The 18,754-nt window shown below is 72.8% G+C and carries 18 protein-coding genes; 6 read left to right on the top strand and 12 right to left on the bottom strand.

The genetic code is table 11. From position 1 onward, the window contains the following. The first annotated feature begins 84 nt into the window (after positions 1–84). Positions 85–528, top strand: a complete 444-nt coding sequence (gene soxR / locus OHA65_RS09450) for a redox-sensitive transcriptional activator SoxR (protein ID WP_327282686.1) — start codon at positions 85–87, stop codon at positions 526–528. Here soxR and OHA65_RS09445 read toward each other — a convergent pair. The 4 genes from OHA65_RS09445 to OHA65_RS09430 form a co-directional block, all read right to left on the bottom strand. After that, the gene (locus OHA65_RS09445) at positions 509–1,381 is read right to left on the bottom strand and encodes a 3-keto-5-aminohexanoate cleavage protein (RefSeq protein WP_405761735.1); all 873 of its coding nucleotides are present in this window, start codon (positions 1,379–1,381) and stop codon (positions 509–511) included. The two genes, soxR and OHA65_RS09445, sit on opposite strands and share 20 nt — an antisense overlap. Further along, the gene (locus OHA65_RS09440; RefSeq protein WP_327282684.1) at positions 1,378–2,004 is read right to left on the bottom strand and encodes a hypothetical protein; all 627 of its coding nucleotides are present in this window, start codon (positions 2,002–2,004) and stop codon (positions 1,378–1,380) included. The genes OHA65_RS09445 and OHA65_RS09440 overlap by 4 nt, the downstream gene beginning before the upstream one ends. Before the next feature lie 152 nt (positions 2,005–2,156). Further along, entirely contained in the window at positions 2,157–3,527 is a 1,371-nt protein-coding gene (locus tag OHA65_RS09435; protein WP_371646414.1) for a serine-threonine protein kinase, read from the bottom strand. Between the two features lie 84 nt (positions 3,528–3,611). Further along, on the bottom strand, positions 3,612–4,901 hold the full coding sequence (locus OHA65_RS09430) for an exo-beta-N-acetylmuramidase NamZ domain-containing protein (RefSeq protein ID WP_405761733.1): 1,290 nt from the start codon (positions 4,899–4,901) through the stop codon (positions 3,612–3,614). A 70-nt stretch (positions 4,902–4,971) separates the two neighbouring features. Between OHA65_RS09430 and OHA65_RS09425 the strand changes: the two genes are divergently transcribed. From OHA65_RS09425 to OHA65_RS09415, 3 genes are all read left to right on the top strand, one after another. Beyond that, complete coding sequence (locus OHA65_RS09425) at positions 4,972–5,751, top strand: SDR family oxidoreductase (protein WP_371646412.1); 780 nt, start codon at positions 4,972–4,974, stop codon at positions 5,749–5,751. Continuing rightward, the gene (locus OHA65_RS09420; RefSeq protein WP_371646410.1) at positions 5,748–7,559 is read left to right on the top strand and encodes a class I adenylate-forming enzyme family protein; all 1,812 of its coding nucleotides are present in this window, start codon (positions 5,748–5,750) and stop codon (positions 7,557–7,559) included. Before OHA65_RS09425 ends, OHA65_RS09420 begins: the two co-directional genes overlap by 4 nt. Positions 7,560–7,636: 77 nt before the next feature. Further along, on the top strand, positions 7,637–8,242 hold the full coding sequence (locus tag OHA65_RS09415; protein WP_327282679.1) for a TetR/AcrR family transcriptional regulator: 606 nt from the start codon (positions 7,637–7,639) through the stop codon (positions 8,240–8,242). A gap of 137 nt (positions 8,243–8,379) precedes the next feature. On the opposite strand, the gene OHA65_RS09410 is transcribed toward OHA65_RS09415, so the two are convergent. From OHA65_RS09410 to OHA65_RS09380, 7 genes are all read right to left on the bottom strand, one after another. Beyond that, on the bottom strand, positions 8,380–9,579 hold the full coding sequence (locus OHA65_RS09410; protein WP_327282678.1) for a S8 family serine peptidase: 1,200 nt from the start codon (positions 9,577–9,579) through the stop codon (positions 8,380–8,382). Between the two features lie 189 nt (positions 9,580–9,768). After that, positions 9,769–10,992 carry an acyl-CoA dehydrogenase family protein gene (locus OHA65_RS09405; protein ID WP_405761730.1) on the bottom strand — a complete coding sequence of 408 codons (1,224 nt, stop codon included), beginning with the start codon at positions 10,990–10,992 and terminating at the stop codon, positions 9,769–9,771. Positions 10,993–11,001: 9 nt separating this feature from the next. Further along, positions 11,002–12,054, bottom strand: coding sequence for a phosphotransferase family protein (locus OHA65_RS09400; protein ID WP_327282676.1), 1,053 nt, complete (start codon positions 12,052–12,054; stop codon positions 11,002–11,004). A gap of 159 nt (positions 12,055–12,213) precedes the next feature. Further along, positions 12,214–13,125: an MBL fold metallo-hydrolase gene (locus OHA65_RS09395; RefSeq protein ID WP_327282675.1), complete on the bottom strand. Its 912-nt coding sequence runs from the start codon at positions 13,123–13,125 to the stop codon at positions 12,214–12,216. Between the two features lie 1,005 nt (positions 13,126–14,130). Continuing rightward, entirely contained in the window at positions 14,131–14,451 is a 321-nt protein-coding gene (locus OHA65_RS09390; protein ID WP_327282674.1) for a DUF202 domain-containing protein, read from the bottom strand. Next, the gene (locus OHA65_RS09385) at positions 14,448–14,846 is read right to left on the bottom strand and encodes a DUF202 domain-containing protein (protein WP_327282673.1); all 399 of its coding nucleotides are present in this window, start codon (positions 14,844–14,846) and stop codon (positions 14,448–14,450) included. Before OHA65_RS09385 ends, OHA65_RS09390 begins: the two co-directional genes overlap by 4 nt. 9 nt (positions 14,847–14,855) lie before the next feature. Continuing rightward, positions 14,856–15,377, bottom strand: coding sequence for an NUDIX hydrolase (locus OHA65_RS09380; RefSeq protein WP_405761728.1), 522 nt, complete (start codon positions 15,375–15,377; stop codon positions 14,856–14,858). Positions 15,378–15,462: 85 nt separating this feature from the next. Between OHA65_RS09380 and OHA65_RS09375 the strand changes: the two genes are divergently transcribed. Then, entirely contained in the window at positions 15,463–17,118 is a 1,656-nt protein-coding gene (locus tag OHA65_RS09375; protein ID WP_327282671.1) for an FAD-binding dehydrogenase, read from the top strand. 32 nt (positions 17,119–17,150) lie between these two features. Here the strand turns inward: OHA65_RS09375 and OHA65_RS09370 are convergent, their stop codons facing one another. Next, complete coding sequence (locus OHA65_RS09370; RefSeq protein WP_327282670.1) at positions 17,151–17,573, bottom strand: ASCH domain-containing protein; 423 nt, start codon at positions 17,571–17,573, stop codon at positions 17,151–17,153. 195 nt (positions 17,574–17,768) lie between these two features. Here OHA65_RS09370 and OHA65_RS09365 point away from each other — a divergent pair, with 195 nt between their 5' ends. Next, positions 17,769–18,719: a hypothetical protein gene (locus OHA65_RS09365; protein ID WP_327282669.1), complete on the top strand. Its 951-nt coding sequence runs from the start codon at positions 17,769–17,771 to the stop codon at positions 18,717–18,719. The last annotated feature ends 35 nt before the right edge of the window (positions 18,720–18,754 follow it).

The raw sequence follows: 18,754 nt of genomic DNA, 5'->3' as shown, positions 1-18,754 counted from the left end.
CTTGCTCAGCATGCTGGGGCTGCCTGTATCTGTCAACGACACGTCTGTCAACGAATGTCGGACCGGCCGACTACCCTCGGCGTCGTGCCGCAGATTCCCGAGAAAATCCACGAGCTCACCGTCGGCCAACTGTCCGCCCGCAGCGGCGCGGCCGTCTCCGCGCTGCACTTCTACGAGACCAAGGGCCTGATCAGCAGCCGCCGGACCTCCGGCAACCAACGCCGCTACAGCCGTGACGCGCTGCGCAGGGTGGCTTTCGTGCGCGCCGCGCAGCGCGTCGGCATCCCGCTGGCGGCCATCCGCGACGCACTCGCCCAGCTCCCCGAGGAACGCACCCCCAACCGCGAGGACTGGGCCCGGCTTTCGGAGGACTGGCGCGCGGAGCTCGACCAGCGGATCACCCAGCTGATGCGCTTGCGCGACCACTTGACCGACTGCATCGGCTGCGGCTGCCTCTCGCTGAAGAACTGCGCCCTGTCCAACCCGGACGACGTCTTCGGCGACCAGCTCACCGGCTCCAGGCTGTAGCGGCGCCCTGCGCGGCGACCACCTCCCGGGCCGCCGCCACCAGCTCCGCGTTCGACCGCGCCGCCCGCCCGTCCGGCAGGTGCAGTACGTCGCCGACGCCGGTCCGGGCGGCCGCGCCGCACCGCGCGGCCAGCCGCAGTACCGGCCAGGCGGCGGCGTCCCGCCCGAACAGCAGCAGCGGCACCGGCGGCAGCCACCGCAGCCCCGCCACCAGAGCCGGATCGGCCGCGGCCAGCTCCAGCGCCAGCCGGAGGCGCGCCGGGTCCCGTACCGGCCAGGCCAGGAAGCGCGCCAGCGGCTCCGGTTGCCGGTCCGGCCGTGCTTCTGGTTCCCGTTCCGATGCCAGGCCCGGTCCCCACTCCGTCCAGGGCTCCGGCCCCGTCCCCGTACCGGCGCCCCCACCCAGCGGAACCACCGCGTCCACACCAACGCCCCGCGCCAGCAGGGCCTCCGCCAGCTCCTCGGCCCCCGGCTCCGCGAAGTGCACCACCGCCCGGTCCGGCAGCACCGTCCACGACCGGACCCGCTCCAGCCGCCCCGCCGGATCGGGCTCGGCCGCGATCCCCACGGACACCGAAAGCGGTACGGAGACCCCCGTGCCCCGCAACGCCTCCAGCACCGGCCCTACGACCCGGGGGGACAGGCTCTCCCGGCCGCACGGGGTCCGAGGATGGACCAGAACCTCCCCGGCCCCGGCGGCGACCGCCCCCAGGGCCGACTCCACCAGCTCCTGCGGGGACAGGGGAACGGCGGTGCCGTCGGCGGCAGTGCGCGCACCGTTCACCGACACCGACACCGACACCGACACCGACACCGACACCGACACCGAGACCCCCGGTCCCCGCAGGCTCATGCCGCCCCCGCCGAAGCCGGGTCCGCCATCGCAGACGAGCCCGCCAGCGCCGGCCTGGGCACGACGATCCCGCAGCCCGCGCACACCGGCCCGTCCCAGGCCCACGCCCCCTCCCAATGGCCGTGCCCCGCGCGGGGCCCCCGTCTCTGCCCCGGCAGCTGCGCGGGCCAGCGCAGCTCCTGCTCCCCGCAGACCGGGCACCCCGTCCCCGGCTCCGACTCCAGCGCCACGACCAGCCGCCGCAGCACCTCGCCCAGCGTCCCGTCCGGCCGCACCCCCGGGTCGGCGCACCGCACCACCGCGTCCCCGCTGCCGCCCCACGCCCACTCCGGTCGGCGCAGCCCGTGGTACTTCTCGCGGCGGCGCCGCTCCGCGAACTGGCGCTCGTACTCCAGCCAGACCGCCCGCGCCTCCTCCAGTTCCTCCAGCGCCGCCACCAGCCGCTGCGGATCGGCAGCCCGGTCCTCGGGGGCGATGCCGTGCCGGTCGCACAGATGCCACCACGTCGCCCGGTGCCCGTACGGAGCGAACCGCTCCAGGCAGCGGCGCAGCGAATGGCGCCGCAGGGCACGGTCATTGCGCGCGTCGCGCACCTGGTACGCCAGACTTCGGAATCCCGCCATCACACCTTCACCTCCGAACGCGCCCACGCCCGCACCGGGGGGCGTCGTACAACGTCGAACGACGACGCACCGTGAGATGTGCCCAACATGCCCGGTCAGCTGCGGGCGCATGCGGGGGCGGTCGAGGCGTGCGGGTGGCACATGGCCAGAACTCAGCGCCCCATGCGCCCCGCGGCAACCACGAGCCGGGCCAGCTCCTCGTGGCAGATGTCGCTGTGCGCCCCCGAAGGGGGACCCCCGCGCCGGACCACGGACCCGGTGTCCACGCTGACGCAACCGGCCTGCGGGACCCCCGCGCGCAGGGCCGCGTCGAGGGTGAGCCGCGGCGCGCCCGGCACCGCCTGTACCCCGTCGTGACCGATCGCGCCCCACCGCTCGTCGAAACCGAGGAGACCGGCCGAATCCCCTGCCATCCGGGAGGCCAGCGGATAGAAGACCTTGAGGGCCGAGTCGTACGGGGAGTGGCAGGCGACGACCGGGCCGTCGGTCTTGCGCTGCATACCGCGCAGGGCGCCGCCGCTGCCCTTGTCGTGGGGGAGCCGGTCGGCGAAGGCGTAGTGGGAGAAGGCTCCCTGGAGCAGGGTCACGGACTTCACGTACCGCGCCCCGTCCGGCACCGCGCGCAGCGCGAAGGACACCACCCGGGCCCCGAAACTGTGGCCGATCAGATGGATCCGCAGGGCCGGGCGGTGTCCCGCCAGTTCGGCCAGCACCGGGCCGAGGCCGCGCTCGCCGACGGTCCCGGCACGCCTCTTCATCTGGTAGTACGTGGCTTGCCGCAGCAGTTCCTTGGCGCCGCTCCACAGCGCGTGCAGGCTGCCGCCGAGGGTGAGGCCGGGCTCGGCGCCGCCCCCGGGCAGCGCGCCCGCCTCGATCAGGCCCTCGGTGAAGGCCCGGCACACCTCCAGCACGTCCAGCGTGAAGATCGCGGGCACGTCGCGCTCGGCCGGTGCCGCTACGGTCGGGCCCGCGCCGGCGGCGTCCGCAGCCGCGTCCGCCCCGGCAGCCGCCGCCGGATCGACCGCGTCCACCGCATCCACGCCCGCCAGCTCCCGTACCAGCGCGCCGAACTCGGTGAAGGCCGCCACCGACTCCGGCCGGTCCTCCAACAGTTCCGCGACCCGGTCCAGCTCCGCCACCCGCCCCGGCCAGAACTCCCCGAGCGCCCGCAGCGTGGCGGGGTCCAGAGCCGTCCCGTGGCCCGGCTCGGCGAGCGCGCCACGGGGGTCGAAGTCCGGTATCGGCTCGTCCGAGAACCGGATCGAGGGCCATACGACACCCACGTACCCCAGCCGTACGCCGGACCCCACCAGCCCCGGGAAGGGTGCGTAGAAGCGGTCGAAGAGCCTGGTCGACGTCGACCGGTCGCTGTTCCAGCCGTGCGCGAAGACCAGTAGGTCGGTGGCCTCCAGCCCGGCCACCGCGTCCTGAGTGCTCCGGTCCACGTCCCCGTCGGCGTCGAAGGTCAGCTCCGCGTACGGACCGACTCCGATACCGACGCTTCTGCCCGTTCCGTCCGACATGGGGTCCCCCTCCGCGCCGTCTCTCCGGTGCCGTCCAGCATCCTGCTGCGGCCCCCGCCCGGCCAGACCCCGGCGCCCGCGGATTCACGGGTAGAGCAGGTACCGCCCCCGCACCGCCGCGAACCGCTCCAGTCCCGCCGCCCAGTCGGCCGCGATCTCCTCGACCCCGGCCCCCGCGTCCACCATCTTCCGCACCCGGTCCGAGCCGGTCAGCTGGTCGATCCAATGGTCGGTGCGCCACGCGAAACCGCTCCACGACCGCTTCGCGGTCACCAGCAGCCCGATCCCGGCCCGCACCGGATCGAAGGCCGCCCGGTCGTGCACGATCAGCCGGACCCCGCCGCACACCTTCCCGGCGAACTTGGAGAACGTCGGCGTGAACCAGGCCTCGCGGAACCACACCCCGGGCAGCCCCAGCGCCTCGGCCGCCTCCGCCCACCGCCGGTCCACGCCCTCGGCACCGACCACCTCGAACGGCGTGGTCGTCCCGCGCCCCTCGGACAGGTTGGTGCCCTCGAACAGGCAGGTGCCGGCGTACACGAGGGCCGTGTCCGGCGTCGGCACGTTCGGGCTCGGCGGCACCCAGGGCAGCCCGGTCGCCCCGAAGAAGGAGTCCCGCCGCCACCCGGTCATCCGCACCGTGCGCAGCTCGACCGGCTGCGCGGCCAGGAACTTCCCGTTGAACAGCAGGGCCAGCTCGGCCACCGTCATCCCGTGCGCCAGCGCGATCGGCTCGCGGCCCACGCCGCTCGCGTACGCGCGCTCCAGGACGGGACCGGTGGCCCGCACGCCGCCCACCGGGTTCGGCCGGTCCAGTACGACCACCGCCTTGCCAGCGAGCGCGGCCGCGCGCATGCAGTCGTACAGGGTCCAGACGTAGGTGTAGAAGCGCGCCCCGACGTCCTGGATGTCGAAGACGACGGTGTCGATGCCGGCCGCCGTGAAGACGTCCGCGAGCTTCTGTCCGCTCTTGCCGTACGTGTCGTACACCGGCAGCCCGGTCGCCGGATCGCGCCCGGCGGCCTCGGATTCGCCGGCCTGCGCCGTCCCGCGGAACCCGTGTTCCGGCCCGAACACCGCCAACAGGTCGACCCGCGCGTCCGCATGCAGCACGTCGACCAGGTGGCGGGCGTCGGCGGTGATTCCGGTGGGGTTGGTGACCACAGCGACCCGCTGGCCGGCGAGCGCCCCGTAGCCGTCGGCGGCGAGCTGTTCGAAGCCGGTGCGCACCCGGTCGGCCACCGCCGGGTCGGCCATCGCCGGGTCGGCTGCCCGGTCCGGTGCCCTGCCGGGAGCCGCGCCCGTCGCTCCGAGGGTCCCCAAGGCCCCCGCCGTTCCCGCCAGTCCCAGCAACCCCCGTCGCGACAGCGTCATTCGCCCACGCTAGGCGCCGCCCCTCTTCCACCCCGACATACCGACCGGTTAGTCTGCCGGGCATCCGGCCATGAAAGGTGATCCCGTGAGCGCGTACCAGGACCAGCGAGTCGTCGTCACCGGCGCGGGCGGCGGCATCGGCGCCGCCCTCGCCCACCGCTTCGCCGCCGAGGGGGCCATGGTCGTCGTCAACGACCTCGACCCCGCGAAGGCCGCCGCAGTGGCGGCCGAGATCGGCGCCCGGGCGATCCCGGTGCCGGGCGACGCGTCGGCCGTCGTGGCCGAGGCCCGCGAGGCCCTCGGCGGCAGGGTGGACGTCTACTGCGCGAATGCCGGACTCGCCTCGGGCGGAGACGCGTTCGCCGACGAGGCCGTGTGGGAGGCGGCCTGGGACACCAACGTCATGGCGCACGTCCGCGCAGCCCGGCTGCTGCTGCCCGACTGGCTGGAGCGCGGGAGCGGGTGCTTCGTGTCCACCGTCTCGGCCGCAGGGCTGCTGACCATGATCGGGGCGGCGCCGTACAGTGTCACCAAGCACGGTGCGCTCGCCTTCGCGGAGTGGCTCTCGCTGACCTACCGCCACCGCGGCGTGCAGGTCCACGCCATCTGTCCGCAGGGGGTCCGCACCGACATGCTGACGGCCGCGGGCTCGGCGGGCGAACTCGTCCTCGCGCCGACCGCGATCGAGCCGGCAGCGGTTGCGGACGCACTGTTCGACGGCATGGAGAAGGGCCGGTTCTTGATCCTCCCGCACCCCGAGGTCGCGGACTACTACGCCGCGCGCGCCACCGAACCGGACCGCTGGCTCGCCGGCATGAACCACCTCCAGCAGAAGTGGGAGGCCAGGTGACCCGGTCCTCCCACTACGCCGCCAAGCCGTGGCTCGCACTGCTCAGCCCAGCCCAGCGCGCCCCCGTCTCCCCGCCGCCCAGCCTGCTGCACGCCTTCCGCGACGCCGTCGCCCGGGCCCCCGAGCGCACCGCGCTGGCCTACTTCGACGGCCGCATCGGCTACGCGGAGACGGACGCCCTCTCGGACTCCGTCGCCGGCCACCTCGCCGCGCAGGGCATCGGCCGCGGGGACCGGGTCGCCGTCATGCTCCAGAACACCCCGCACTTCGTGCTCGCGGTCCTGGCCGCATGGAAGGCCGGGGCGGTGGTCGTACCGCTCAACCCCATGTACAAAACGGGAGAGGTCGGGCACATCCTGCGCGACTCCGGGGCCGTCGCGCTGCTGTGCGAAGGCAGCGCGTGGTCGGCGTACCTGGCCGGCGCCGTTCGCGACACGGCCGTACGGGCCGTCCTGACCACCTCGGACCACGACTTCCAGACCCGCAACGACCCCCGCGTCCTCCCCCCGACGTCCCCGGTCCCGGCGGGCGCAGCCGGAGCGGTCCCGCGGCCACGCGCCCCGCTGGACGGAACGCTGTGGGACGGAACGCCGTTGGACGGAACCCCGTTGGACGGAACGCGGCAGGACGGAACCCAGAAGTCCGGGCCCGCCGGTCCCGGCGCCGGTGCCCCCGGCGTCCCGGCCAGGGCCGACCTGGGTGCGGTGGCCCGCCAGGGCCGCCCCGCCCCGCCGGACCCCGGATTCACCGCCGCCGACACCGCGCTCATCAGCTACACCTCCGGCACCAGCGGCACCCCCAAGGGCGCCATGAACCCGCACGGCGCGCTCACCCACAACGCCGTCCGGCAGGTCACCGGGCACCCGCTCCCCGAGGGCGCCGCGTACTTCGCCCTCGCACCCCTCTTCCACATCACCGGCATGGTCTGCGAGCTCGGTGCCTGCTTCGTCAACGCCGGCACCCTCGTCCTCGCGCACCGCTTCGACGCGGGCGTCGTCCTCGACGCCTTCCTGGAGCACCGCCCCGCCTACGCCGTCGGCCCGGCCACCGCCTTCATGGCGCTGGCCGCCCACCCCGACGTCACCCGGGACCACTTCGCCTCGTTCCAGGTGATCTCCTCCGGCGGCGCCCCGCTCCCGCCCGCCCTCGTCGAACGCCTCCGCGCCGCCTTCGGCTTCTACTTGCGCAACGGCTACGGGCTCACCGAGTGCACCGCGCCCTGCGCCTCCGTGCCCGCGCACCTCGAAGCCCCGGTGGACCCCGCCTCCGGCACCCTCTCCGTGGGCCTGCCCGGCGCCGACACCGTCGTACGGGTCCTGGACGAGCACGGCGCCGAGGTGCCCTTCGGCGAGACCGGCGAGATAGCCGTCCGCGGACCCCAGGTCGTTCCCGGCTACTGGGGGCTGCCCGCCGACACCGCCAAGGCCTTCCCGGACGGCGAACTGCGCACCGGAGACGTCGGTTTCATGGACGAGGACGGCTGGCTGTACGTCGTCGACCGCAAGAAGGACATGATCAACGCCTCCGGGTTCAAGGTCTGGCCGCGCGAGGTCGAGGACGTTCTCTACGGCCACCCCGCCGTGCGCGAGGCGGCCGTGGTCGGCGTGCCCGACCCGTACCGCGGCGAGAGCGTGAAGGCGTACGTCAGCCTCCGCCCCGGCACCTCGGTCGAACCGGAAGAACTGTCCGTTTACTGCGCCGCCCGCATCGCCGCGTACAAATACCCGCGCCAAGTGGAGATCCTGCCTGTCCTGCCGAAGACGACGAGTGGCAAGATCCTGCGACGGGAACTGCGCGATCGCGGCTGAAAACAGCCGTACGGTCGTACAGCTGCTCGTACCGCTGGTCGAACGGGCCAGAGAACAGGGAAGGGAAGGTCAGCGCCATGGCTGCCAGGAGCACGGAGCCCGAAGGCACGCACGAAGCCCCGGTGCCGCAGCGGCTGCTGGCCGTCGCCACCCGGCTGTTCGCCGAGCGCGGCTACGACCGCACCTCCGTACAGGAGATCGTCGAGGCGGCCGGGGTCACCAAGGGAGCGCTCTACCACTACTTCGGATCGAAGGACGACCTCCTGCACGAGGTGTACGCGCGGATGCTGCGCCTCCAGCAGCAGCGCCTGGACGTGGTGGCCGATTCCGACGCCCCCGTCGAGGAGCGGCTGCGCGCCGCGGCGGCCGACGTGGTGGTCACCACCATCGAGAACCTCGACGACGCGGCGATCTTCTTCCGGTCGATGCACCAACTCAGCCCGGAGAAGTTCAAGCAGGTGCGGGCGGAGCGCCGGCGCTACCACGAGCGCTTCCGGGCACTGGTCGAGGAAGGCCAGCGCACCGGGGTGTTCTCCACCGCCACCCCCGCGGACCTGGTGGTGGACTACCACTTCGGCTCGGTCCACCACCTGTCCACCTGGTACCGCGCGGACGGCCCGCTCACGCCCCGCCAGGTCGCCGACCACCTCGCCGACCTGCTGCTGCGCGCCCTGCGCCCGTAGCCGCGGACCGCGCCCGTACGACGGCCCGCCCCCGTCCGCCCCTGGCAGGGGCGGACGGGGGCGGGCCCTTCGGTACGTCCGGTCGGTGCATCTCGGTGCATCCGGTCAGCGCGGCCGGCCAGAGCGTCCGGTCACCGCTACGGGGCGACCTTCAGCAGCTTGTTCGCCGTGCCGGCCGACGGGTTGGTCACCGCGCCGGCGGTGGCCGCGGCCGTCAGCGCCGACGCCGTCTGCGCCGGGGTCGCGGACGGGTGTCCGGCCAGGTAGACCGCCGCGGCGCCGGTGACGTGCGGGGTGGCCATGGACGTGCCCGAGATGGTCTTGGTGGCGCTGTCGCTGTCCTTCCAGTCCGAGGTGATGTCCGAGCCCGGCGCGTACAGGTCCACCACGGAGCCGAAGTTGGAGAACGAGGACTGCTGGTCGTCGATGGTGCTCGACGCCACCGTGATCGCCTCCGGAACCCGGGCGGGGGAGCCCTGCCCGGCGTCGGCCGACTCGTTGCCCGCCGCCACCGCGAAGGTGACGCCCGAGGCGATGGCCCGTCGCACGGCCTCGTCCAGCGCCTCGTCCGCGCCGCCGCCCAGGCTCATGTTGGCCACCGAGGGCCCCGAGTGGTGCTGGGTGACCCAGTCGATGCCGGCGACGACCTGCTCGGTGCTGCCGGAGCCGTTGTCGTCGAGCACCCGCACCGCGACCAGCTTCGCCTTCTTGGCGACGCCGTGCGCGGTCCCCGCGATGGTGCCCGCGACGTGCGTGCCGTGGCCGTTGCCGTCATCTGCGCTGTCGTCGTTGTCGACGGCGTCGAAGCCGGAGGTGGCTCGGCCGCCGAAGTCCTTGTGCGTCGTGCGTATGCCGGTGTCGATGACGTACGCCGTCACCCCCTCGCCGGCGCTGTCGGGGTAGCTGTACTTCTTGTCGCCCGCCTTGGCCGTCTGGTCGATCCGGTCCAGACCCCATGAAGGCGGGTTGTCCTGGGTGGCGTTGATGGTGAACTTCTTGTTCTGCACGACCTTGCCGACGGCCGGGTCCGCGGCGAGCCGCTTGGCCTTGGTCTCGCTCAGGCCGGCGACCGAGAAGCCGTTGACCCCGGAGCTGTAGGTGCGCTTCAGCTCGCCTCCGTACTTCTTGGCCAGCTGTTCCTTGTTCGCGGATGCGTCGAGTATGACGACGTAGCTACCGCTGATCGCGCCGGGCGCGCCCAGTCCGAACACCGTGCCTTCGGCCGGTGCTGCGGCCCCCGCGAAGGGGGTGGCGAGCAGGGTCACGGCGGCCGCGGTGGCGGCTCCCGTGGCGACTGCCGCGTACCGGAAACCGCGCGAGCGCTTGTGAGTTGCCATCTGGAGGGTTCTCCTCATGTTGACGTGTGGGGCGTCAAACCTTCTGGAGAACCCTCTTCCGATTGACAGGCGCAAATCAAGAACGCCCCGGGGGTAAAGGGTTATTCAACAAGCTTTCTTAAAAGACCCCCCGCATCGCCTTCACCTCGTACATGAGTTCGTCCGAACTTCCGCACGGTTCCCACACGTTCACGCGCGGTACTTCTTCAGCTCCCGGAGCGCCAGCGAGCGCTGGTGCACCTCGTCCGGACCGTCCGCCAGCCGCAACGTCCGTGCTGCCGCCCACAGTTCGGCCAGCGGGAAGTCCTGGCTCACCCCGCCCGCACCGTGCAGCTGCACCGCATCGTCGAGGATCCGCACCACCGCCCGCGGAGTCGCGATCTTGATGGCCTGGATCTCGGTGTGCGCACCCCGGTTGCCGACCGTGTCCATCAGCCAGGCCGTCTTCAGCACCAGCAGCCGCAGTTGCTCCACCGTGACCCGCGCGTCCGCGATCCAGTTCTGTACGACTCCCTGCGCGGCCAGCTCCTTGCCGAAGGCCGTACGGCCCACCGCGCGCCGGCACATCAACTCGATGGCCCGCTCCGCCATGCCGATCAGCCGCATGCAGTGGTGGATCCGGCCCGGGCCGAGCCGGGCCTGGGCGATGGCGAAGCCGGTGCCCTCCTCGCCGATCAGGTTCGCGGCCGGCACCCGGGCCCCGTCGAAAACCACCTCGGCGTGGCCGCCGTGGTCGTGGTCCTCGTACCCGTACACCGTCATCGCACGCCGCACCTCGACGCCCGGCGTATCGCGCGGGACCAGGATCATCGACTGCTGGCGCCGCGGATCGGCGCCGTCCGGGTCGGTCTTGCCCATGACGATGAAGATCTTGCAGTCCGGGTTCATGGCCCCGGAGATGAACCACTTGCGTCCGGTCACGACGTACTCGTCACCGTCCGCCGAACGCTCGATCCGCGTCTCGATGTTCGTCGCGTCCGAGGAGGCGACCTCCGGCTCGGTCATCGCGAACGCGGACCGGATCTCCCCGGCCAGCAGCGGCTGGAGCCACTGCTTCTGCTGCGCCTCGTTGCCGAACTGCGCGAGCAGCTCCATGTTCCCGGTGTCCGGGGCCGCGCAGTTGGTCGCCATCGGCGCCAGGTGCGGGCTGCGGCCGGTGATCTCGGCGAGCGGGGCGTACTGGAGGTTGGTCAGCCCGGCGCCGTGCACCGCGTCCGGCAGGAAGAGGTTCCACAGTCCCTGACGGCGCGCCTCGGCCTTCAGCTCACCGAAGACGGCCGGAGTGTCCCAGGGTGAGGCCAGCCGCGCGCGCTGCTCGGCGGCGACGGGCTCCGCCGGGTACACGTACTCCTCCATGAACGTGAGGAGCCGCTCGCGGAGTTCCTCGGTCCGGGAGTCGAATGCGAAGTCCATGGGTGTGCCTCAGCCTTCCTGCAGTTCTTGGAGGGTGGTCAGACCGTGCTCGATGAAGACCGGGACCAGCTCGCCGATCCGGTCGAAGCCCGCGCCCACCGTCTGCCCGAGCGTGTAGCGGTAGTGGATGCCTTCGAGGATCACCGCGAGCTTGAACCAAGCGAAGGCGGTGTACCAGGCGATCGCGCCGGTGTCCCGGCCGGACCGGGCGGCGTACCGCTCGATCAGCTCGGCCGGCGCCGGGTGACCGGGCGCACCGCTCGTCGTGCTGACCGGGGAGTCCGTCAGCCCCAGGTCCGAGCTGTACATCACCAGCAGCCCGAGGTCGGTCAGCGGGTCTCCGAGCGTGGACATCTCCCAGTCCAGCACCGCCCGGATCGTGTCGTCCGGCCCGCCGATCAGCACGTTGTCCAGCCGGAAGTCACCGTGCACGACGGTCGGGGCGGGGGAGTCCGGCAGGGCCCGGCCGAGCGCGCCGTGCAGCTCGTCGATGCCCGCGAGCTCGCGCCCGCGGGAGGCCGCGAGCTGCTTGCCCCAGCGGCGCAGCTGCCGGTCGAGGAACCCCTCGGGCCGGCCGAAGTCGCCCAGACCCACCGCTTCCGGATCCACCGCGTGCAGGTCGACCAGGGTGTCCACGAGGCCCAGCACCGCCCGTCGGGTGCGCTCGGGGCCGATTCCGGAGAGCTGGCCGGCCGTCCGGTACGGCACCCCGTCCACGTACTCCATGACGTAGAACGGCGCCCCGAGGACCGACTCGTCCTCGCACAACAGCACCGGCTCGGGCACCGGCACGGCCGTGCCGTGCAGCGCCTGGATGACCCGGTGCTCGCGCCGCATGTCGTGCGCCGTCGCCAGGACGTGGCCGAGCGGCGGGCGGCGCACCACCCAGCGGGCGGTCCCGTCGGTGATCTCGTACGTGAGGTTCGACCGGCCGCCTTCGATCAGCCGGCCGCGCAGCTCCCCGGCCACGAGACCCGGCCGTGCCCGGTCGAGATGACCGCGCAGCCCCTCCAGATCGAGGCCCCGGGGGGCGGCTGAAGCGGACGCTGACGCTGAGGTCATGGTGCGCACCTCCGTGCGGAGTGGACGAGGACGAAACGAACGCGAGCCGTCATGCCGCCCCATCATGCCGACCAGTCGGTATGTCGTCCAGTGTGCAGGGCCCACGAGTACGGGCCGGAGGGAAATCCCCCGGCCCGTCGGCGGGTCAGGACGCCAGCGTCAGGCGTGGCACAGGATCGGCGTCCCGCCGTTCATCACGGTCATGTCCTGGAGCACCGCCAGTATGTCCAGCGGCGCCCCTTCCGGCTCACCGGCCAGTTCCGCGTACGCCCGGTGCAGGTTCGCCACCAGTCGCTCGCTCTCCCGCCAGGCCGCGAACTCGCCGAGATCGGCCTGGCGCGCCACCTCCAGGGGGGTCTGCCCCTTCGCCCTGCCCTCCCGGGCGAGCTCGGCCACGTAGCGGAGGTAGCGCTCGGTCGCCTCGTACGCGGACGGGTCCGTCAGCGGCCCGTGGCCCGGTACGACGGTCTCCGCGTCCAGCGAGCGCAGCAGCTCAAGCGCCCGCAGCGAACCGGCCAGCGAGCCCATCGCCAGGAACGGCGTGCCCCCGGCGAAGACCAGGTCGCCGGTGAACACGATCCGCTGCCGCGGCAGGAACACGATCGAGTCCCCGGTGGTGTGCGCGACGCCCGGGTGGACCACCCGCACCTCCGTCTCGCCGAGGTGGAAGGTCATCCGGTCGCTGTACGTGAGGTCCGGCGCGGTGATCTCGATCGCGCCGAAGTCGGTGGCGGGCCAGATGAGCTCCAGCTGGTGCCCGGCGGCGAGCTGTTCGCTGCGCGCGTTGTCGTGCCCGAGGATCAGGGCTTCGGGGGCGAAGACGGCGTTGCCGTACGTGTGGTCTCCGTGGTGGTGGGTGTTCACCACCGTGCGTGGCAGCGGCACCCCGGTCGCCACGACCGCCTCGCGCAGGGCCAGGGCCCGCCGCTCGGTGGCCGCGGTGTCGATGAGCAGGGTCCGACCGCCGTCGCTCACGAAGCCGGCGTTGTTGAGGCACCAGCCACCGTCCGGCTGGACGTAGGCGTACACCCCGGGTGCGGGCTGGACGAGGTACGGCTCTTCGGCGGTCATGTGCGCTCTCCCGGGACGGCTTTGACGGGCATTCGGCATCCTGCCAGCTGCGGGGGCGCGGGGGGAGGGCGGGGCGGGTGGTGTGTTGGTGTTGGGGTTGGTGTTGGCGGGGTGGTGCGGGTGCGGGTGCGGGTGCGGGTGCGGGTGGTGGTGGTGGTGGGTTGGGGTGGCGTTGCGGGGCGGTGGTGGGTGGTGTTGTTCGGTGGTGGTGTTGATGGTTTTGGTGGGGCGGTGTGGGTGGGTGTGGGGGGATGTCCTGTAGGGAGGCCTGCAGCCGCCCCTGGTGGTGGGTGTTGGTGTCGTGTGCGGCCTGCGGCTGGTCTTTCCTGTAGGTCAGGACGCTCCCGTCGTTGTCCCGTCCTGTGTGCCCGCACTGTCTGACCGTTGTGCGCAGCTCTGTGCGCGGACCGGTCGTTCTTTGGCCGGCTGGCCGGCCGGTTGCCCGCCCGTCCGGCCGCTTGTGACCGTGGCCGGTGTCGGGGTGAGGTGCAGGTCCGGCGTGTGGGTGCTTCCACCGGTCGTGATCGTGGGCGATGTCGGGGTGAGGTGCTGGTCCGGCCGGTGGGTGTGTCCATCTGTGGTGACCGTGGGCGATGTCGGCGTGATGATGCGCTCCTGCCCGTGGTGACCGGTGCCCCAGTCAGCGGGAGGGCCCGTGACGGGTGGTCGGAAGGCGGGGAGGGCGGGCCGCTGGGCCTTGTGTGACTGCACCCTGGGTGCGGATTTCGTGCTCCCGGCTCCGCGGCTGCCGCCCACCCCTTCTGGTGGGGTGACTTGCTCCCGGCGCCGTAGGTTCCGTCCGCCCCTCCCGGTGGAGCGGCTTGCTCCCGGCTGGGTGGCTGCCGCCGGCACCTCCCGTCGGAGTGTCTGGCTCCCGGCTCCGTGGCTTCGGCCCGCCCCCTCCCGGCAGAGTGTCTGGCTGCCGGCTGCGCGGCTGTTGCCCGCCCCTCCCGGTGGAGCGTCTGGCTCCCGGCTCCGTGGTTCCGACCGGGCTGCCTCCGTGGGTCAGAGGACCACTGCCGCCGCGAAGAGGGATAGGGCCACCGTGCAGGCCACCGCCGCCAGGGCCGCGCGGGGGGCGAGGGCGGGTGGGCGGCGGGCCGTCAGTTGGCGCATGCGGTGGTGGGCGACCGCCAGGAACGCCAGCCAGATCAGAGCGATCACCGCCGCCCCGATCACCTCCAGCGGCGAGCCCGACCCGCGGAGCGCCGCCCGCAGCGCCAGCACCGCCGTGACCGAGCACGCCAGCGTCGTGCGCCGCCATGCGAGCCGGGTCCGCTCGGGCTGCAGTCCCGCGTCGCGGGCCGCCGAACCGGGGGTCGTCATCGACCGCTCGTCCAGCCCATCAGCACCACCAGGACCATCGACACCGCGACCAGCCCCACTCCCAGGCTCAGCACGACCGGGAACCGGGACAGCGGGAGGTCCTCGCCCCGCCGCATCGCCCGCTCGCACCGCACCCAGTGGTTCACCGCCCGCAGCGCACAGGCGGCACCCACCACGAGCAGCGCGAGGGCCATCCCGACCCGCACGCCCCAGCGCAGGTCCGGCAGGAACTGGTCCACCGCGAAACCGCCGCCCACCAGGGCCAGGGCGGTCCGGATCCAGGCCAGGAAGGTCCGCTCGTTGGCCAGCGAAAACCGGTAGTCGGGGGTTTCGCCCTCGTCCCTCAGCCGCTGCGGGGCGAACCAGAGGCGTACGTCCTTGACGAAGTCGATCACCTGATCAATCTACTGGTGCGACTCCCGGTGCGCGCGCAGCCGCCGGTACGCCTCCAGCCCGTCCGGCACCCACTCCCACGCCCCGTCCGCGACCCGCCCCGCCAGTTCCCCCTCGGAGAGCCACGCGTGCCAGGACACCTCCGACTCCTGCGGCCGCACTGGCAGCTCGCAGCGCACCTCGTGCACGTACGACCACCAGGCCCCGCCCGGCCCTTCGTACAGGAACTTGAACAGCGGCGCCGGCTGCGCCAGACCCGCCACGCCCAGCTCCTCCTCGGCCTCCCGCAGGGCGGCCTGCGCGTAGCTCTCGCCGGCGCCCACCACTCCGCCCACGAACATGTCGTAAGCCGAGGGGAAGACCAGCTTCGACGCCGTCCGCCGGTGGACGAAGATCCGCCCCTGCGCGTCCCTGGCCTGTACGAACACGCACCGGTGCAGCAGCCCGCCCGCGTACACCTCGCCGCGCGGCGCCCGCCCCGTCACCCGGTCGTCCCGGTCCACCACGTCCAGTACTTCGTCAGCAGCACTCACACGGCTCATCCAACCACCGCTGTTGACTGGTTACCGCTCCGTAGCCAAGGATCTGCCCCACCACCGACCGGAGGACGGGTTCGCCATGACGTACGACGCAGACGTGATCGTGATCGGGGCCGGACTCGCCGGTCTCGTGGCCACCGCCGAGCTCGTCGACGCGGGCCGCAAGGTCATCCTGCTCGACCAGGAGCCCGAGCAGTCGATCGGGGGCCAGGCGCACTGGTCCTTCGGCGGGCTGTTCTTCGTCGACTCGCCCGAACAGCGGCGGATGCGGATCAAGGACAGCCGCGAGCTCGCCCTCCAGGACTGGCAGGGCACCGCCGGCTTCGACCGTGAGGAGGACGCCTGGCCGCGCCGCTGGGCGGAGGCCTACGTCGACTTCGCGGCCGGTGAGAAGCGGCCCTGGCTGCACGCCCTGGGCGTCCGCTTCTTCCCGGTGGTCGGCTGGGCCGAACGCGGCGGCTACGACGCCAACGGCCACGGGAACTCCGTCCCCCGCTTCCACATCACCTGGGGCACCGGGCCCGGCCTGGTCGAACCCTTCGAGCGGCGGGTCCGTGCCGGGGTGGCCCGTGGCCTGGTCCGGCTGAAGTTCCGCCACCGGGTCACCGGCCTCGCCCGGACGGGCGGCGCCCTGGACACCGTGACGGGCGAGATCCTGGAGCCCTCCGACGCCGTACGCGGCACCGCGAGCGGCCGTGGGAGCACCGGCGACTTCTCCCTCAGGGCCCAGGCGGTGATCGTGACCAGCGGTGGCATCGGCGGCAACCACGACCTCGTGCGCGCGCAGTGGCCGGCCCGGCTGGGCACGCCGCCGCAGCGGATGCTGTCCGGGGTCCCGGCGCACGTGGACGGCCTGATGCTGGGCATCGCCGAGGAGGCCGGCGCCAGCCACATCAACAAGGACCGGATGTGGCACTACACCGAGGGCATCGAGAACTGGGACCCGATCTGGTCGCGGCACGGCATCCGCATCCTGCCCGGCCCGTCCTCGCTCTGGTTGGACGCCACCGGCAAGCGGCTGCCCGTCCCGCTCTTCCCCGGGTTCGACACCCTCGGCACCCTCGACCACATCATGAGGACCGGCCACGACCACACCTGGTTCGTGCTCAACCAGCGCATCATCGGCAAGGAGTTCGGCCTCTCGGGATCCGAGCAGAACCCGGACCTGACGGGCAGGTCCGTCCGCGACGTCATCGACCGGGCGCGGCAGGCCGTTCCGGGACCGGTGAAGGCGTTCATGGACAACGGAGTCGACTTCGTCGTCGAACGGGACCTCGCCTCGCTGGTGCGCGGCATGAACGCGGTCACCAAGGAGGACCTGCTCGACGAGGAGACGGTGCGCCGGGAGATCGTGGCTCGGGACCGGGAGATCGCCAACCCGTTCACCAAGGACCTCCAGGTGACGGCCATCCACGGCGCCCGCAAGTACCTCGGGGACCGGCTGATCCGCACCGCCGCGCCGCACCGGATCCTGGACCCGAAGGCGGGCCCGCTGATCGCCGTCCGCCTCTCCGTCCTGACCCGCAAGTCCCTGGGCGGGTTGGAGACCGACCTGTCCTCCCGGGTCCTCACCGGGTCCGGTGACCCGCTGCCCGGCCTGTACGCGGCCGGCGAGGCGGCCGGCTTCGGCGGCGGCGGGGTGCACGGCTACCGGGCCCTGGAGGGCACCTTCCTCGGCGGCTGCATCTTCTCGGGCCGTGCGGCGGGCCGCGCCGCAGCCGGGGCGGTGGCCTGAGGCAGGCCCCCTCCGGGCTCCCGTGGCGGCCCCTAGGGGCGTTCGACGACCCGGAAGCGTTCCGCGACGACCAGCGTGTCGTCGGTCACCGTGAACTCCGGGTCGCCGAGCACTTCCCGGATCTGCGGCCCGTGCCAGTACCGCTCGTGGGAAACACGCCATTCGGCTACGGACGCGTATCCCTCGCCCTCGTCCGGGGCGTGCCCGAGGTCCTCCTCCGCGAGCGGTAGAGCCCGTACGCCCGTCACCTCCAGGACGGCCACCGGACGCTGCGCGGAGTCCATGACCGCCATCCGCTCGCCCACGACCGGCAGGGGGTCGCCCATTACCTCGTATTCGGTCAGCAATCCCGTGGTTGAGGTCTTCGCGCCGCTCAGCACCGCCGCCACCAGCATGTCGCGCACCGGCCCCGGGAACGCGAACAAAGCGGGAGGAAGATCGTCGTAGGTCGTCATGGGCCCACCCCACGGTCGCTCCAGCAGCGCCTGCGAACGGATCTGGACGCCCCAACTCACGTCATGTACATACCAGTTGAAACGCGCCACGCAGTGGACTGGACCTTGACTCGGAGCTGTGCGTACCGCTTTGCTGTGCGTGATCATCCAGCCAAACCGTCCGCCCGCGCCCGTGCTCTGGAGGGAATTTCGCGGATGTCCCCGCCTCCGCCGCCCCTCGGCCGCGCCCGCAAGCGGGACGCCCAGCTCTTCGACCCGGCCCTCTGCGATGCCGAGCTGGTCGACGTGCGCGCCCAGTTCACCCAGGGCCGCTGGGCCAAGGCCCGGTCCCTCCTCGTCGGCACCGGCGACGACTGGGACCGCCGCGGCCACCGCGTCGTCGTACTCGCCGAGACCCCGGCCGCCACCGCCTGGGCCCGCGAATGGCTGCTCGCCGAACCCGAGAGCGCCGACGCCGCCACCCTCCTCGCCTGCGCCGCCGTCATCAACGCCCTGCGCCGCAAGGGCACGCCCGAGGCGGCCGAAGAGGCCTGCCGCCGGGCCGCCGTGCTGCTCCCCGCCGACCCCACCCCCTGGCTGGGGCTGCTCATGCTCTCCCGGGCCTTCGGTACCGAGGAGGAGTTCAGCCGCCACTTCGACCAGGTCCGGGCACGCCACCGCGAGCACCACCACGCCCACCACCTCATGGTCGCCCAGCTCGCCGAGCACACACCCGGCTCCGGCCACGACCCGCTCCACGAGGTCTACGACTTCGCCGCCTGGGCCGCCGAGGAGTCCCCGGCCGACTCCCCGCTCGCCGTCCTGCCCGTCATCGCCCACGCCGAGCGCTACCGGGTGCTGGCCGGCAAGTACGGCTCCGACAGCAGCGCCGGAGCCGTGGCCCACTGGTCGAGCCGCCGCGCCCGCCAGGTACTGCGCTCGGCCTTCGACTGGTGGCTGGAGTGGGAGCGCGAGGACCACCCCCGCAACCGGGTCGACCTCAACTTCCTGGCCCACGCCAAGCTCTGCGAGGGCCGCCCGGCCGAGGCCGCCGCCCTGTTCCACCGCATCGGCAGCCACGCCACACCCGCTCCCTGGTCCTACCCGGACCTCGACCCGCACAAGGCCTTCCTCGCGGCCCGCAGCGCCGCGCTCGGCACCGCCTGAGGCGGCTGGCGCCCGCGCTCGACCGCACCCCGCTC

The organism is Streptomyces sp. NBC_00045, assembly GCF_045041095.1.
Lineage (GTDB): Bacteria > Actinomycetota > Actinomycetes > Streptomycetales > Streptomycetaceae > Streptomyces.
Note: the sequence above shows the minus strand (reverse complement) of the source record. Positions and strands in the feature narration are given on the sequence as shown.